Source organism: Neobacillus sp. GCM10023253 (genome assembly GCF_042653105.1).
GTDB classification, from domain to species: Bacteria; Bacillota; Bacilli; order Bacillales; family Cytobacillaceae; genus Neobacillus; species Neobacillus citreus.
This window is the reverse complement of record NZ_JBHSHV010000012.1, coordinates 1-12770: the sequence shown is the minus strand read 5'-3', so window position 1 is coordinate 12770 and position 12770 is coordinate 1. Positions and strand designations below refer to the sequence as shown.

The 12770-nt window shown below is 39.0% G+C and carries 17 protein-coding genes; 9 read left to right on the top strand and 8 right to left on the bottom strand.

Annotated elements, in window-relative coordinates; translation table 11 throughout:
- Positions 1 to 196 precede the first annotated feature (196 nt).
- Complete coding sequence (locus ACFPA1_RS13995; protein WP_213145326.1) at positions 197 to 1663, top strand: S41 family peptidase; 1467 nt, start codon at positions 197 to 199, stop codon at positions 1661 to 1663.
- 131 nt (positions 1664 to 1794) lie between these two features.
- Positions 1795 to 2616, top strand: a complete 822-nt coding sequence (locus ACFPA1_RS13990; protein WP_378583788.1) for a hypothetical protein — start codon at positions 1795 to 1797, stop codon at positions 2614 to 2616.
- Positions 2617 to 2671: 55 nt separating this feature from the next.
- Here the strand turns inward: ACFPA1_RS13990 and ACFPA1_RS13985 are convergent, their stop codons facing one another.
- Positions 2672 to 2917 (bottom strand): DNA alkylation repair protein, encoded by a 246-nt coding sequence (locus ACFPA1_RS13985; RefSeq protein ID WP_241114009.1) that lies wholly within the window; start codon positions 2915 to 2917, stop codon positions 2672 to 2674.
- Between the two features lie 95 nt (positions 2918 to 3012).
- On the opposite strand from ACFPA1_RS13985, the gene ACFPA1_RS13980 reads away from it, so the two are divergent.
- On the top strand, positions 3013 to 3489 hold the full coding sequence (locus ACFPA1_RS13980) for a FixH family protein (protein ID WP_213145143.1): 477 nt from the start codon (positions 3013 to 3015) through the stop codon (positions 3487 to 3489).
- Positions 3490 to 3514: 25 nt separating this feature from the next.
- Here the strand turns inward: ACFPA1_RS13980 and ACFPA1_RS13975 are convergent, their stop codons facing one another.
- The 5 genes from ACFPA1_RS13975 to ACFPA1_RS13955 form a co-directional block, all read right to left on the bottom strand.
- Positions 3515 to 3874, bottom strand: a complete 360-nt coding sequence (locus ACFPA1_RS13975; RefSeq protein ID WP_213145144.1) for a hypothetical protein — start codon at positions 3872 to 3874, stop codon at positions 3515 to 3517.
- A 6-nt stretch (positions 3875 to 3880) separates the two neighbouring features.
- Positions 3881 to 4345 carry an Hsp20/alpha crystallin family protein gene (locus ACFPA1_RS13970; RefSeq protein ID WP_213145145.1) on the bottom strand — a complete coding sequence of 155 codons (465 nt, stop codon included), beginning with the start codon at positions 4343 to 4345 and terminating at the stop codon, positions 3881 to 3883.
- Positions 4346 to 4412: 67 nt separating this feature from the next.
- Entirely contained in the window at positions 4413 to 4889 is a 477-nt protein-coding gene (locus ACFPA1_RS13965) for an Hsp20/alpha crystallin family protein (RefSeq protein WP_213120503.1), read from the bottom strand.
- A 28-nt stretch (positions 4890 to 4917) separates the two neighbouring features.
- On the bottom strand, positions 4918 to 5160 hold the full coding sequence (locus ACFPA1_RS13960; protein ID WP_213120504.1) for a spore germination protein: 243 nt from the start codon (positions 5158 to 5160) through the stop codon (positions 4918 to 4920).
- A 17-nt stretch (positions 5161 to 5177) separates the two neighbouring features.
- Positions 5178 to 5420, bottom strand: coding sequence for a spore germination protein (locus ACFPA1_RS13955; RefSeq protein WP_213120505.1), 243 nt, complete (start codon positions 5418 to 5420; stop codon positions 5178 to 5180).
- Positions 5421 to 5599: 179 nt separating this feature from the next.
- On the opposite strand from ACFPA1_RS13955, the gene ACFPA1_RS13950 reads away from it, so the two are divergent.
- Both ACFPA1_RS13950 and ACFPA1_RS13945 read left to right on the top strand, forming a co-directional pair.
- Entirely contained in the window at positions 5600 to 6373 is a 774-nt protein-coding gene (locus tag ACFPA1_RS13950) for an SDR family oxidoreductase (RefSeq protein WP_378583782.1), read from the top strand.
- Positions 6374 to 6485: 112 nt separating this feature from the next.
- A complete protein-coding gene (locus tag ACFPA1_RS13945; RefSeq protein WP_213120507.1) occupies positions 6486 to 6644 on the top strand; it encodes a hypothetical protein in 159 nt (52 codons plus the stop codon).
- A gap of 70 nt (positions 6645 to 6714) precedes the next feature.
- Here the strand turns inward: ACFPA1_RS13945 and ACFPA1_RS13940 are convergent, their stop codons facing one another.
- Complete coding sequence (locus ACFPA1_RS13940) at positions 6715 to 7272, bottom strand: GNAT family N-acetyltransferase (RefSeq protein WP_213145147.1); 558 nt, start codon at positions 7270 to 7272, stop codon at positions 6715 to 6717.
- A 306-nt stretch (positions 7273 to 7578) separates the two neighbouring features.
- Positions 7579 to 8706 carry an amidohydrolase gene (locus tag ACFPA1_RS13935; protein WP_378583779.1) on the bottom strand — a complete coding sequence of 376 codons (1128 nt, stop codon included), beginning with the start codon at positions 8704 to 8706 and terminating at the stop codon, positions 7579 to 7581.
- A 169-nt stretch (positions 8707 to 8875) separates the two neighbouring features.
- Between ACFPA1_RS13935 and ACFPA1_RS13930 the strand changes: the two genes are divergently transcribed.
- The 4 genes from ACFPA1_RS13930 (at position 8876) to dapF (ending at position 12156) form a co-directional block, all read left to right on the top strand.
- Positions 8876 to 9199, top strand: coding sequence for a DUF4870 domain-containing protein (locus tag ACFPA1_RS13930; protein WP_241114010.1), 324 nt, complete (start codon positions 8876 to 8878; stop codon positions 9197 to 9199).
- Between the two features lie 125 nt (positions 9200 to 9324).
- Positions 9325 to 10179: a patatin-like phospholipase family protein gene (locus tag ACFPA1_RS13925; protein WP_213145149.1), complete on the top strand. Its 855-nt coding sequence runs from the start codon at positions 9325 to 9327 to the stop codon at positions 10177 to 10179.
- 121 nt (positions 10180 to 10300) lie between these two features.
- The gene (locus ACFPA1_RS13920) at positions 10301 to 11092 is read left to right on the top strand and encodes a hypothetical protein (protein WP_378583774.1); all 792 of its coding nucleotides are present in this window, start codon (positions 10301 to 10303) and stop codon (positions 11090 to 11092) included.
- 80 nt (positions 11093 to 11172) lie between these two features.
- On the top strand, positions 11173 to 12156 hold the full coding sequence (dapF, locus tag ACFPA1_RS13915; RefSeq protein WP_378583772.1) for a diaminopimelate epimerase: 984 nt from the start codon (positions 11173 to 11175) through the stop codon (positions 12154 to 12156).
- Positions 12157 to 12770 lie beyond the last annotated feature (614 nt).

Sequence of the window (12770 nt, the reverse complement as noted above, 5' to 3'; positions counted from 1 at the left end):
TTAATAATTTTTTCATTAACTTTTCTTTGTTAAATTTATTAAAAAGATGTTATTCTAAACACTAAGGGTAAATTTTTTAGATTTTAAAAAGTGATTCAAATATTATAGCGAGTCTTGACTTTTCTAGTCACGAAAGCAAGTCCGCTTCTTATTTTGATGGTTAATGAAAGTGGTGATGGCTTTGGAAGAAGAGAAAATGGATCAGGAAAAAGTTGAGCAAGAGCAACTGACGGATAACAATAAGCCGGGATATATTCGTTTAAAAAGATTTCACTTTATTATGCTGCTTTTTTTGATTGTTTTTTTATCAGCAGGAATCACTACAGTTGCCCTTTCATTTGGTGATGAAAAAGTAGTGACAGTTAACAACGACCGAAAAGAATTTGCAAAACTGTATGAAGCATTTGACACCTTGAATAAGGATTATTACAAAAAAGTAAATGATCAAAAATTGATTAATGGAGCCATTAACGGAATGGTGGAATCCTTGGACGATCCTTATTCTGATTATATGAGCAAAGATGAGGCCAAGAATTTTAATAACAGCATTTCTTCATCGTTTGAAGGAATTGGCGCTGAGATTCAAGAAAAAGACGGTCATATTATGATTGTCTCGCCGATAAAAGGGTCCCCGGCGGAAAAAGCCGGTTTACAGCCTAATGACATTATTCTTTCAGTTGATGGAAAAACCCTTCAGGGCATGACATCTACTCAGGCTGTAACCATTATCAGGGGTAAGAAGGGATCGAAGGTCGAATTGTCCATTAAGAGAACAGGACAAGATACCCCGATTTCTGTACCGATTATCCGCGATCAAATCCCAATTGAAACGGTATATGGGGAAATGGTTGATGACAAAATCGCAAAAGTGCAAATTACAAGCTTTTCAACTAATACCGCAAAAGAATTGACAAGCACATTAAATGACTTGCAGAAGAAAGGGATGAAAGGTCTTGTATTAGACCTTAGACAGAACCCAGGCGGTCTTTTGGACCAGGCTGTAAGTATATCGAGTATGTTTGTTCCGAAAGGAAAAGTAATTGTTAAGGAAGAGGACCGTAATGGCAAGATAAAAGAAATTGCCTCACAAAATGCCGGCAGTCCAAATCTTCCATTAGTTGTTCTGATTGATAAAGGCAGTGCCAGTGCATCTGAGATCCTAGCTTCTGCGGTTAAAGAATCAGCTGGTGTTACATTGGTTGGCGAAAAATCGTTCGGAAAAGGAACTGTGCAGACTGCTTCCAATTTCACAGACGGCTCCAACCTGAAATTTACGATTGCCAAGTGGCTGACACCTAATGGTAATTGGATTCATAAAAAAGGGATTAAGCCTGATGTGGAAGTGGCATTACCGGATTATGCATCCTTGTCAATCATTAATCCTGATAAAGAGCTGTCATTATCTTCATCATCAGCTGAAGTCCAAACCGCTCAGAAAATGTTAAAAGCCATTGGTTTTGACCCGGGTCGTGAAGACGGATTCTTTGATGAAAAGACAAAAGAGGCTGTAACTGCATTCCAGACCGCCAATAATTTGCCGGCTGATGGAATCCTAAAAGGCGACTCTACCATGAAACTGATGGAACTATTAAGGGAAAAAATCAAATCTGACGATACCCAAGTTCAAAAAGCAGTCGAAGTCTTAAAAGAAAAAATGCAATAAACGAAGGGCCTGCCACCAATCTGCTTAAGTTAAGCAGCAGGGGCAGGCTTATTAAATTTAATGAATGAACATGACTTCTTCGGGTAACTCTTTAAATAGTGTATTTTTTGTATTTAAAGGGGGGGGATTTAATGAAGAAGATATCCATCATTTGGCTATTGATCGGCATCCTCCTCGTTGGGCAAAGGGTTCAGGCCGATAGCGATATCAGTTATAAAATCGAAATGCTTGATTGGAAACAGGTCGATGAAATATTGCCGCGGTATTCTAAATTTACCGTCATCGATCTGGAAACGGGGAAACGATTTAAGGTGCAGCGGCGTGCTGGCAGCAATCATGCTGATGTCCAACCATTAACCGTAAAAGATACGAAAATCATGAAAAAAATTTATGGCGGAAAATGGAGCTGGAAACGCAGGGCGATAATCGTCATGGATCAAAAAGACAATTGGATTGCTGCTTCCATGCATGGAATGCCCCACGGTGCCGGTGCTTTAAAAAATAATTTTCCGGGCCATTTTTGCATTCATTTTTATGGGAGCACAACGCATCGGACAAATTCCATGGATTTATCCCATAAGCTGATGATTCTCAAATCAGCCGGAAAATTGGATGATTATCTAGGTGAAGCCAATCCTTACGAGGTAATCAATGCTTACATAACTGGCTTTAAACAACAGGATGCAAGCATTATTTCAGAGGCTTCAGTGCAAAATATCCGTTTGAAGCCAATTCTAAAGAATATTGAAAATGTTAGAATTTCGCGCATGGAGTTATTGCCACCAGAGGATTTATTAGAAGAAATTAGCTTGGAGGTTCCCGTTGAACTTGATTGGGTGTTAAAAAATCGCGGCCGACAAATCTATAAAGGGGCTATTCATTTGGTGCGATTTTCTCCTGCAGATGCTTGGAAGATTGATTCGAAGCAATTTATTAAAGCAAATAACCTATAAAAAAAAACACCTTAATGAGAGGAGATTTCCTCATAAGGTGTTTTTTTGTGAAATACTAGATTGGCTGTTCGCCATGTTTGATGAATGTTCGTTCATCTTCAATTAATCCGCAGGCCCCGCATTGAACTCGATAATCAGGTCCGTTGTACGGAAGATGAAATGGTTCTAACTCATTACTGGCGTATTCTCGAATGACAGAGCCCGACTGGGGATCCATTTTTACGGAATGAGATACTTGTTGAATAATATTAAAACGGCTTCGATTGGTTTTACAATTTGGACATCTGTATGGTGTTGTCATAGGTTTCTCCTTTCATTGACTTGTTAAAATCTATTTTTTGCAATAATATTGGTAAGTATGTACAATTCAAGTGAAGAGACAGGAGGGGAAAATAAATGAAAAAATATCTTTGGTGTGTGCTGTCTATTCTTTTTTTAATTTTGGCAGCCTCTTGCGGTAAACAGGAAAATCATAACGCAACCAATGAGCCTCCGCAAATAATAGAGGTAGCTCTCACTATTAAACCGGAAAAAGCAGAACTAAATAAGCCGGTTATATTTGAGGCAAAGGTAACTCAAGGAAAAGAAGCAGTTGAGGACGCAGATGAAGTGACGTTTGAGATTTGGCGGTCAAAGGACGAAAAACATGAAAAAATCAATGTTAAACATGCGGAAAATGGAATTTACCGATTAGAAAAGTCCTTTCCAACAGAAGGAACCTACTATGTAATTTCCCATGTGACTGCAAGAGACATGCACAGCATGCCCAAAAAGGATTTCGTTGTCGGTACACCAAGTGAACCCGAAGACCCAAATGCAAGCCACTCAAATATGGATATGAAAGGTCACGACAATTCAACTAATGGACACTAAAAAAGACAGCACTAGGCTGTCTTTTTTAAACCTCTGCATCTTTTATACCTTTCTTTTCAAGCTTTTCTTTTATCTTAGCTCTTATTTCTTCAGAAAAATCCCCTTCATAAGACGTTCCTACTGTTAAATGTCCTGATAGTTCATTAATATCTAACTGACCAAAATTGATGGTGCTATCCTGCTTTCCCACTGTCAATTTTTCAATCAAAGATTTATTTAGATTATGCCAATTTAAATTAACATTTTTTACATTCGGTTTTGTTGACTCTGTTTCTTGTTTAAATTCCTGTATGGCCGCCTTAAGAACAGCAATTCTTTTCTCTAACTCGGAAATTTTTTTATGCCCTTGCTGCTTGGTGGATTTTCCTGAGAAAATTTGCATCATTGTACTTTATTCAGGAGCGGTAGAATTAAAGGTAATAGGAATGTCTTCAACTTCTTCTAGATTAATGGGCATAAAAATCATTAAAATCCCGTTTTTAATATCTGTCTTTATTTGTTGGCTGACCGTTGGATACGGAAGTATTAATTCCTTCTTAAACTTCCGATTAGCCCGTTCTTTAATATGATACTTGCGATTAGTCTGCAGTGATTTAAATTCCCCTTTGATGGTAAGCACCTGCTGCTGGATGGATATATTGAGATGATCCCGTTCCAAACCGGGGACCTCGGCTTCAAGGATCAGCATATTATCCTCCTCGAATAAATCACATTTTGGAAAAAAATCGCTGATGGTTTGTGGATTGAAAGGGGCTGCAGAAGTTTGCTTGGAATCGAAAATATTGTTCCAAAAATCCTCAGATTGGAAGCTATGCGCTGCATCCATCCATTTTTTTAATTTATCAATCTCCATCATATCACCCCTTGAAAATGGCCAGTTATTTCATCTTATTAATTTGATAAAAAAACATGCAGGAAATGTATTACAAAATTTCCGTTACATCAATCTGTGAAAACTGCATATCGATATTTTTCGGGATTTTCACTTCAAGGGTGCCATCTTTATAGTTTGCTGCTGCACCTTTCTTTTTGACAATGGCTGGGAGGGTGATGGTGTGTTTATCTCCGGGTTCGGGGATGTGTTCGAGAATAAGCTGATTTGACGTATGATACAGGCGAAGTTTTTTGATCCATTCTTCATCTTTAATGGGGATCCTTACAAATACGTAATCGTGTGTCTCAAAGGCTGAGGAGTTTAATGCCCCGGTTCCAGGCTGAGAAGTGGAGGATTGCGGCCCAAAGCCACTGAACATTTCCTGCGGGTTCATCATTCCTTTCATATTTCCGGGTAAAACCTTGCCAATGATATCCTGAACGTATTTGTCAATCTCATCTGGTTTCATTTTTTGAAGAGATTCCCTCACGTCTTTGTTAAAAGGGAACATATTCCATGGGAACATAACATTACATCCTTTCGATTGCTAAAAATTATATTTGATTCAAAATCGGGGCTGAAGGGTTAGCAATTTGGTCCTGATCGGTAATATCAATATCGGTATAAACATTGACATGACCGGAGGATGAAGGAGATAAATCACCAAAAGCCATATTCGTACCGATTAATTTTTGGTTGGAGGTATGGCTGTTTTGGACAATCGGGCCAAAATCAATGTTGGCATTATTATTCATGGCATTTGTTTTAATGTTAAATATATTAATTTGAAAAGGCATGATAATTTTTCAGTCCTTTATATGGGATTTGAAAAGACGTTAGATGGATTCGCGATATCTCCCATATCATTAATGTCCGGATCAATAAAGACATTCTCCATAGCAGCAGTCGGCGGTGCGAAATCTCCATAGGATGCATTTTGTCCCTGGGATTTAGTATTGGCCGTGTGAGCATTATGAAGTGCGTCACCGATGTTGACAGACCCATTGTTTGAGACACTGTTGATTTTAAAGCTGAAAATGTTGATAACAGTCTGCATGCTGTCACATCCTTTACACATTGTTACGGTATAGTATGCAGATGAATGCCCATAGGTTATTAAATCTTGGGATTACCATCCAAGGATATTGTCCAGTGCAAAGTAAATATTTGCATAAATAGAGGATTCTTTTTAACATATAGTATAAGGTGAAAATATATTTTGAGAGGTAATTGTTTGTGGGAAAACGAACAGCTTTGATTACAGGAGGGGTATCTGGAATAGGAAAGGCAACAGCCTTCCACCTTGCAGATAAAGGGTATCAGCTTGTAATCAACTATCGTAATAGTGAAGCGGAAGCAAATTCTTTAGCAAAGGAATTAGACAGGCGATTTGGAACAAAAAACCTTGCCATTCAAGGTGATGTCGCCAATGAAGGGGATTGTCACCGCATTGTAAAGGAAGCCGTCTCAGCATATGGGACCATCGACGTGTTTATACATAATGCAGGGCCTTATGTACATGAGCGAAAAAAGCTTGCGGAATACACCTTTGACGAATGGAATTATATCCTTCAAGGAAATTTAAGTTCTTTTTTTTATTTATCGAAAGAGATTATCCCTTTAATGCGAAAACAAAAATGGGGAAGAATTATTACATTAGGCTTTGACAGGGCAGAAACTGCTCCTGGCTGGATTTACCGTTCTGCCTTTGCATCTGCAAAAACTGGCCTAGCCTCCTTAACCCGGACCATTGCTTTAGAGGAAAGAGAATACGGCATTACAGCAAATATGGTCTGTCCAGGGGATATCACAAATGAATGGAAAGAAAAGAATATTATCGAAGCCACAGAAGCAAAAATCAGTGCAGCAGCATTCGAAAGACAGGGAACTGGCGAAGATATCGCTCGTGTGATTGGTTTTATCGTAGAGGAAAATTCTGATTTTATTACGGGTAGCATTATTCCTGTTACCGGGGGTTGTGATGTTTTAGGGAAGGTTTTTAAAAGTTAATATAGACACTGGAAAATGATTTATAATTTTTTGAACTATTTGATAGTCAAGTATGATAGCAGCTCCTTTTGTTAATAATAGTAAGTAATCATCGATGAAAGGAGCAAAGAATATGAGTTTTAACCTCAATCGAATTAATCCTAATCAAACCCAAGTGTTTTTTCATGATGGCCGCTTTGAAACGCTGACAAATGAGGAACTAGAAGAATTTTTGCTCCATATGGGTCTTAGTGATATAAATGAATCAATGGAACAAAACGTAACGGAATAATTTGTTATCTTACTAAAAAAGGCAATCGGGGTTGTATTAACCACGACTGCCTTTTCTTTTGCAATCAGCTTTATGCTTCGAGACGCTGAGATTCTCCTAAATTTGAGCCGTTTCGCAGCAAATTTAAGGTATAAAGGTCTTTAGGAATTTCATATAAATCAAAAATGTCACCATTTGCATTTAATTGTTCATACAACGATTTTCTAGATTCATTTGCTTTCATAACATAGGGGAGTTTTTCCGCCGCTTTTATGGAGCGAATATTAACTTTACGGATTCTCATAAAAACTGTTTCGATGCCTAATTCATAAAATAACTCTTGAAAAAATGCGTCTTTAGCTAAACTATTGTAGCCTTTACCATGATATGGTTTTCCGAGCCATGTTCCCAGAAATCCGGCGTTGCCCTCAACATCAAATAAGCTGATGGTCCCGATTGGTGATCCCCATTCATCAAGGATCGTCCGGGATATGATCTCCCCGCGCTCTTCGGCTTCAATGGTTTGTTTTGTCATAAATAAAAATTCCTCATAGGAAGCGGCTTTTTGGCGCACAAAAGGGAAGACATCTGGATGCGTAATTAGATTGTATAATTCGTGGCTGTCATGTACATCGCGTTTTTTTAACATGATTATCCCTCCATATTAGGGCATACCGATCCCATGTCAAAAGAAGCGGCCCACCCTCGAAATTTTTTTAAGTTGAAAAAAAATTTCGGGGTGGGAATCGAACCCACTAGAACCAGTCATGACTGGTGGCGCACCATTTGCCTTCCCTATTTTGTTTGTGTAAAGCAGATTATGATTGTAAACCCCCAATGGAATTACGCTAATAAAATCAGTTTCACCTAGAAAATCATACAAGAAAAGTTTTAAAAAATAAATAGTTATTTGTAGGATTTTTGGTGAAATTTTTTGCCATTTTTCAACAATATTCTACGAATCCTGATAGATGAACTCGCCGCCAATTATTGTCCATAATGGTTTCGCCAAATAATGAAAAGGGTGTTGGCTCCATAGGACCAAATCCGCCTCTTTTCCTGCTTCAATACTTCCTACTCTGTGGTCGATTTTCAGATTTTTGGCCGGCAGGATTGTGATGCCTTCAAGCGCCTTCTGTTCCGGCAAGCCTTCCCTGATGGCAAGACTTGCGCAAATATTTAAATATTGAATGGGTACATATGGATGGTCAGTCGTAATCGATACATCAATACCATGCTTGGTAAGATCCTGATAGGTTTTCCATGTTTTGTTTTTTAGTTCGATTTTCGATCTTCGCGTTAAAGTCGGGCCAACCGATACCTGTAAGCCAAGACCGGAAAGCTCATTCGCTATTAAATGCCCTTCCGTACAGTGTTCAATTCGCAAATCAAGATTAAACTCTTCAGCGAGCCGTAATGCAGTAATAATGTCATCTGCACGATGGGCATGGATTCTTACAGGTATTTCTCTTTTCAGTGCCATAACGAGGGGTTTAATCCGAAAATCATCAGGATTCTCCGTGTTAATGGCTTGATAGAAAGCTTCTCTAAGCATCCCCATAATTCCCATTCTTGTTATGGAATTACTGTTTCCATGACTGTGAATTCGCTTCGGGTTTTCCCCTAGGGCAATCTTTAGCCCGGCCGTCTCCTCGACAATCATTTTTTTGATATTTTTTCCGGTAGTTTTGATGATGGCGGTGGTACCGCCAATTACATTGGCACTTCCCGGCATAATATGGACTGTGGTGATGCCACTTTTTACCGCATCTGTAAAAGCAGGATCTAGTGGATGAACCCCATCAATGGCCCTGATGTGCGGCGTCATCGGCTCATGCGTTTCGTTGGCATCGTTGCCGGCCCAGCCTGTACCTTCGTCATACAAACCCAAATGGGTGTGAACGTCGATAAATCCAGGAAAGAGGCAGTGCCCTTCGCAATCGATTATTTGGATGTCTGTGTCACAGGTGATGTTTTCTTCTACTTTTATTATTTTTCCATTTTCAATTAATACATCACCGCAGCGGATCGGTGCAGATGTAACCGGGTAAATGGCCGCGTTTTTTAAAAGTAATTTTTTCATAAATAAAAACCTTTCTGAATGGGTTTATAGTATTTTATCCATTTTAACAAGGGAAAAGTGGTTATTAAAGGCTTTTTCATTATTTTTCCGGTGTTTTTTGGTACTAATGACACATTTAAATTTGTTTTGCGTAATAGTATATAGGAGTATTTATTAGGGGGGAGCGCGTTTGGTTAGTAATGAGGAAAGAACAATGGCTGCTGTCATGTATGTGCTAAACTTCTTTGTGCCTGTAATTGGACCGCTGATTATTTGGCTGTTAAAAAAGGATGAGTCAGCATTTATTGATTATCATGGGAAGGAATATTTTAATTTTACAATTTCTTATATTGTTTACTTTGTCATTAGCAGTATCCTTATTGTTCTACTTGTCGGGCTGTTCCTAATTTGGGTGGTCGGTATCGCGGCCGCAGTATTTAATATTATTGCCGCGGTGAAAGCTTATGAAGGAAAGGAATACCGTTTCCCGTGGATTTTCCGGTTAATAAAATAAGTGAGGGATGACAGGCTGTCTTTGACAGTCTTTTTTTATAGCTAAAAAAGTCTTTTCATTTTGCAAATGGGCAGAGATAATCTATAATTTCTATTGTTTAATTGGCAAAGAAGGGACGGATCTGCATGAATCATCGAGTCGGTTTGGTTTTGGAAGGCGGAGGGATGCGGGGTGTTTATACTGCGGGTGTCCTCGAATACTTTTTAGAGCAGGAAATGTTCTTCCCCTATGTTATTGGCGTATCTGCAGGGGCATGCAATGCAGCCTCCTATTTATCGAAACAAAAAGGCAGAAATAAAACCGTCACGATTGAATATGCTTCTGACCCGCGCTATATTTCGTGGAAAAACTATTTTAAGAATCGGCAAATTTTTGGGATGGATTTTATTTTTGATGAAATTCCCAACAAACATATTCCTTACGACTTTGACAGGTTTTATCAAAATCCTTCAGAATTTGTCATCGGGACGACTGATTGCATGACTGGGGAACCCGTTTATTATAGTAAAAAGGATTATGGGAAAGATCTTCTGACTGTTTTAAGGGCCTCAAGTTCATTGCCGTTTATTGCACCTGAAATCCGTTTTAAGGAAAAAATTCTGCTCGATGGTGGAATCAGCGACCCCATTCCGATCAAAAAGGCAAAACAGGATGGCTATGAAAAAAATATTGTCATCTTAACCCGTAATGCCGGTTATCAAAAAAAACCATCTAAATTTCATTTTCTGGCTGACAGAAGGTACCCTGAATATAGTGGTTTGTTAACAGCACTTCGGAATCGCTATCAACAATATAATGATACGCTCAATTACTTGGATGAAGAAGAGAAAAATGGGAGCAGCTTTCTCATCCGCCCTACAGTACCGCTTCAAGTAGGAAGAATTGAACGTAATCCACGTAAATTAGAAATACTTTATAATCAAGGTTATGAGGATGCAAAAGCATTAAAAGACTCTATCAAAAAATATATAAACGAGTAAAAGAAGAGGTCAACTTTGACTCTTCTTTTTCTATTTTTTGATTGATAGAAAAACTTCTATCATTTTTTAGCGGAAGCAAAAATAGATTAATATAGAAAGGAAATGATAAGGAGTTTTCTTAATGAGAATAGACCAACATTACCGGGCTTCCGCCAATCTTAGTTTAAACGGCAGCATTGCTGCTATACTGCCGGCCATGCTGATTGTTTCAGGGAATTTTTCCTTTTTTAAAACAAATGAAATTATGTTTTTAACCATTCCGTTTATCCTCTATAGTTTCTTTGCGTTTCAACTCTATCTTTTTAGAATGAAGCAATCGCAGTCGATTCAGCGAAATTTGATCTTGATTAAAGAAGAAAAACCTGCCCGGTCTTTTTTTGAGGCCCGCCACTTGTTACTTCTTCATGTTCAAACCCTTTCTCCCAGATTACAGCTTTTTTTTCCAAACGGACATTTAGCGGCCTCGATAGTGAAAAAGTCTGGCAGAGGTTTTTTCAACTATAACCGCAACAAAACCTTTACTCTCTGCAACTCAAATGATGAGATGATTGGTTTTTATAAGGTAAACGAAAGCAAAATTCTTAAAATTGAAGTGTTTGATAAGAATTGGAATTACTTGGGGTGCATGGAGAAAAGGAAAATTTCCTGGAACAAATACAAGAAAGAATTACTGGATGCCAATGGTAAATATATTGGCGCCGTTGAGGGCTCCGCGTTGTATATGGATGAGCAGGTTTTAAACAAAGGAGAAAGAATGGTGGGGAGGCTTAGAAGAGGCTGGATGCCGATGGAATGGAGCGGCCTGTTTCCGGATCCCAATACCCCGGTACTCACCTTCACAGATAGCTTATCAGAGGAGGACAAGCTGTTAAGGCTGTCATTTTTAATAAATGAATACTTTATTGAAAGATAAAATCAACTTGTTTCCCCTCTTTCTTATTGTTTGGTATGATATATAATAAATTTACCAAACAGCTAGACGGGGGTTTTTTTGTGGACATAACATTAATTAAAGGACATGGCTCTGGTAACGATTTTCTAATCATTGATGAAATAACGAATGGCTATTCTTTTTCCGAAAGTGAAAGGGCTGAACTTGCTAAGCTGCTTTGCAATCGGGAAGGCGAGCTTGGTGCCGATGGAATTTTGTATGTAATAAATAGTAAAAACGCGGATGGCAGAATGCGGGTTTTTAATGCAGACGGCTCTGAGGCTTCGATGTGCGGAAACGGGCTTCGCTTGGTTGCCCGCTATGTCTGCGAGCTAAAAGGGCTGGATGAAGCCGTAATCGAAACCATGAAGGCGAATCTCAAAGTAAGCCGGAAACCGGAAATTTATGACGGTGTCCCCACCTATCAGGTAGAAATTTCACCAGTATTATTTGAACTAAGTGCTTTGCCGCTGAATTTAGATCAGCCAACGCTTCTGAATGAAAAAATTGAAGAGCTTTCGGATGATTTAATGTTTACAGCCCTGGCGGTTCCAAATCCTCATTTAGTGGCGATTGTTACTGCTGGACAGCTTGAAGGTAACCTTCAAAAAGAATTAAGTGAAAAAGTCAACGGACCAAATGAATTATTCCCTGATGGGGTGAATGTGAGTTTTGTAAAGCCGCTTGAATCTGGCGCCATTTATGTGCGGACATTTGAGCGCGGAGTTGGCTTTACAAATGCCTGCGGAACGGCGATGTCTGCTTCTTCCTTAGTAACCTGCCTGCAGGGGTTAAATAAACTTGAAACCAGTATTCAAGTTTATAACAATGGCGGAAAGGTTCACTGCATTGTTCACCAGCAGGATGGCAAGTACCGGATTGATCTAATCGGCAATGCCACATATCTATATAATGCCGCTATAAGTGTTGACCTAAGCGGCGAAACCTTCACAGTTTCAGGCAAAGAGGAGCTCTCAGAGCAGCAAACCTACGAAAAGCTGCAAGGAGAGGTGCAGGAGTATTTAAGTACAACGCTAAAAGGATAAGGAATCCCCTTATCCTCAAATTGTCGAGAAAGGTTAATTTTCTCGGCAATTTTTTATTTTGTCAAAGTCTATATTGATTGTCTATGCAACTGGGCCAGTTGATTTCCGCTCCGGGCACTCGCTTTCCGCGGGGAGGTCCTGAAGCCTCCTCGGCGCTATGGCGCCTGCGGGGTCTCCAGTGACCTCTCTATCCCGCAGGAGTCGAGTGCCCTCCGCTCCAATCAGCTGGGAGGCAAATCAACCTGAAGTATTGCACACACATTTTCCAGCCTTGCTAAGTGTATTGGAATCTTTTCTTATTCTGACGGGCTGAAGTAAGAATAGCCTATTCTCTTACATTATTTAATCCACTTAACCGGCAGTAGTGAGTTCATGCGGCTTTTCTTTTGAATCTGCGAAGCTTCGCTCAAATTTTTTCCTTTCTAAATTTATGGCTCTGTTATTATTCATTATTGATTTTCGTGAAGGTATGAAAATTCATAGGCGGAGAATTTCCGGCTAATGTATAAAGAGGAAGCTTAAGAAGCAGAGATAAACCAGCTAATAGTTTGTCAACATTTTTCATTTAAATATCTTTTTATTGTGTGGTATTCTAAAAATAAGCATGCCAAATA

What these genes read in the sequence shown, in the direction of transcription:
- ACFPA1_RS13995 (WP_213145326.1), top strand. Translation starts at nt 197, where the DNA reads ATGGATCAGGAAAAAGTTGAGCAAGAGCAACTGACGGATAACAATAAG.
- ACFPA1_RS13990 (WP_378583788.1), top strand. Translation starts at nt 1,795, where the DNA reads ATGAAGAAGATATCCATCATTTGGCTATTGATCGGCATCCTCCTCGTT.
- ACFPA1_RS13985 (WP_241114009.1), bottom strand. Translation starts at nt 2,917, where the DNA reads ATGACAACACCATACAGATGTCCAAATTGTAAAACCAATCGAAGCCGT.
- ACFPA1_RS13980 (WP_213145143.1), top strand. Translation starts at nt 3,013, where the DNA reads ATGAAAAAATATCTTTGGTGTGTGCTGTCTATTCTTTTTTTAATTTTG.
- ACFPA1_RS13975 (WP_213145144.1), bottom strand. Translation starts at nt 3,874, where the DNA reads ATGATGCAAATTTTCTCAGGAAAATCCACCAAGCAGCAAGGGCATAAA.
- ACFPA1_RS13970 (WP_213145145.1), bottom strand. Translation starts at nt 4,345, where the DNA reads ATGATGGAGATTGATAAATTAAAAAAATGGATGGATGCAGCGCATAGC.
- ACFPA1_RS13965 (WP_213120503.1), bottom strand. Translation starts at nt 4,889, where the DNA reads ATGTTCCCATGGAATATGTTCCCTTTTAACAAAGACGTGAGGGAATCT.
- ACFPA1_RS13960 (WP_213120504.1), bottom strand. Translation starts at nt 5,160, where the DNA reads ATGCCTTTTCAAATTAATATATTTAACATTAAAACAAATGCCATGAAT.
- ACFPA1_RS13955 (WP_213120505.1), bottom strand. Translation starts at nt 5,420, where the DNA reads ATGCAGACTGTTATCAACATTTTCAGCTTTAAAATCAACAGTGTCTCA.
- ACFPA1_RS13945 (WP_213120507.1), top strand. Translation starts at nt 6,486, where the DNA reads ATGAGTTTTAACCTCAATCGAATTAATCCTAATCAAACCCAAGTGTTT.
- ACFPA1_RS13940 (WP_213145147.1), bottom strand. Translation starts at nt 7,272, where the DNA reads ATGTTAAAAAAACGCGATGTACATGACAGCCACGAATTATACAATCTA.
- ACFPA1_RS13935 (WP_378583779.1), bottom strand. Translation starts at nt 8,706, where the DNA reads ATGAAAAAATTACTTTTAAAAAACGCGGCCATTTACCCGGTTACATCT.
- ACFPA1_RS13925 (WP_213145149.1), top strand. Translation starts at nt 9,325, where the DNA reads ATGAATCATCGAGTCGGTTTGGTTTTGGAAGGCGGAGGGATGCGGGGT.
- ACFPA1_RS13920 (WP_378583774.1), top strand. Translation starts at nt 10,301, where the DNA reads ATGAGAATAGACCAACATTACCGGGCTTCCGCCAATCTTAGTTTAAAC.